Annotated in this window: 2 protein-coding genes; both read left to right on the top strand. The window is 32.5% G+C overall.

What is annotated here, in order from left to right:
* Nucleotides 1–150: 150 nt before the first annotated feature.
* On the top strand, nucleotides 151–1,596 hold the full coding sequence (locus MV589_RS02740) for a TrkH family potassium uptake protein (protein ID WP_297431809.1): 1,446 nt from the start codon (nucleotides 151–153) through the stop codon (nucleotides 1,594–1,596).
* An 86-nt stretch (nucleotides 1,597–1,682) separates the two neighbouring features.
* A partial coding sequence (locus MV589_RS02735; protein WP_297431807.1) for a chloride channel protein occupies nucleotides 1,683–2,043 on the top strand: 361 nt, incomplete at its 3' end.

Below are 2,043 nucleotides of genomic sequence, written 5' to 3'. Positions count from 1 at the left end.
TAAAATCATTATCCACAGAAAAATCTGCGCTTTTTTATATGCGTGAAGAGGCAGTTTACCCTTTAACTGAAAAAATGATTTTGCAAGAGAATGATTTGATTATTGCGTTTTCTCCAACAAAAGAGAGCACAAAAGTGAAGCAGTGGATCTATGGCCTTTAAAAATATACTAAAAATATTATCACTTATTTGTATGACGGTCTCGGCAATTTTTTTGCTAGATATTTTTGTTGGTATTATTTATAATGAGCGTTATAGTGAATTTTTGGAGTATGACGCACTATTTTTTTCTAGTAATCTTTTTGTTTGGCTATTTTTACGTAAACATGAACTGAATTTGAAAATAAAAGATAGTATTTTAGTTGTTAATCTTCTCTGGATACTTTTGGGTATTGCTGGTGCTATTCCTTTGGTTCTATACACTCATATCTCTTTTTCATCTGGATTTTTTGAATCAATTAGTGGCTTTACTACAACGGGTGCTACAGTCTATACAAACATAGAAGATTTGCCACATATGATACTTTTTCATAGAAGTTTAATGCACTGGCTAGGAGGACTTGGAGTTATTGTCCTTGGTGTTGGACTTCTCTCTATGATAAATCCAACAGGAAGTCTCTCTCTTTTTAAGGCAGAATCAACGGGCGTACAACTTGAAAAGCTTACTCCTAAAATAAAAGATACTGCCGTAAGTCTTTGGCTTGTCTATTTTGTACTTACTCTTCTTGATATTTTACTTTTAAAATTTTTTGGAATGAATTGGTTTGATGCAGTTAATCACGCATTTTCAACAGTTTCAACAGGTGGTTTTTCTACTAAAAACAACTCTATGGGCTATTTTATTTCTCAAGATGGTATTATTTGGACAACAACTATTTTTATGATGTTATCAGGCATAAACTTTTTAGCTCACCTTAAACTATATCATAAAGATTTTTCAGGGTATAAAACAGAAGAGGTTCGTTGGTATTTAATTATCTTTTTAGTCCTTAGTTTAGCATTGACATTTGTACATATAGATACCACTGGAGACTCTTTTTATGATGCACTGAAAAATTCAAGTTTTACTATTGCTTCTGTAATGACAACAACTGGATTTGCAACTATTGATTATGGAACTTGGTCACATCTTGCCATTGCTATTGTATTTATAGGACTTTTAATGGGTGGTAATGCAGGTTCAACTGCAGGTGGTATAAAAATCATTCGTCATGTGATTATTTTTAAGACTCTCTCTAGTGAACTCAAAAGAATTATTCATCCAAATACCATCATATCCGTTTTTGTAGATGGCGTGAAACAAAAAGAGCGAATACTCTCCTCTACATTTGGATTTTTTATGCTTTTTATGATTACGGTTGCCGTTGTTACGGTTTATATTTATGCAAGAGGTTATGATGCTATGAGTGCCATCTCTGGAGCATTTGCTCTTGTTGGAAATATAGGACCAGGGTTCTCACTTGTAGGTCCAGCAGATAACTTCGCCTTTTTTAGTGATTTTGATAAAATCTTCTTCTCAATTGCTATGATTATAGGAAGACTTGAGTGCTATACAGTCTTTGTGTTACTGAGTAGTTCTTTTTGGAAAAAATTTTAGATTTTTTCTTCTAAATAGTAACAATACTCTCTTTTTTATGTAATAATTTTATAAGTAAAATAAATTTCACAAAAAGAGGTAGATTAATGATAAAAAGACATATAACTGAGCAGACAGCTATATTTTTTAGTGTTTCAAAGTGGGTCTTCTTATCGTCGATTATCGGAGTCATAATTGGTGCTACAGTTACACTCTTTTTAAAAATTTTATCATATGGTGATGTAAGTCGCTCTTTTATTCCTTTTGATTACTATTATCTACTCCCAATTGCCCTTGTTTTAAGTGTTTGGCTAACAAAAAAGTTTGCACCAACAGCAGAAGGACATGGTACTGAAAAGGTTATTTCTGCTGTGCATAAAGATGATGGAAAAATAGATGTTTCTGTCATTCCTGTTAAAACACTTACAACAGTTTTAACCATTTTTGCTGGTGGCTCTGTGGGAAAAG

This window comes from Sulfurimonas sp. (assembly GCF_026991475.1).
Classification (GTDB): Bacteria; Campylobacterota; Campylobacteria; order Campylobacterales; family Sulfurimonadaceae; genus Sulfurimonas.
This window is presented reverse-complemented; position numbering and strand designations above follow the sequence as displayed.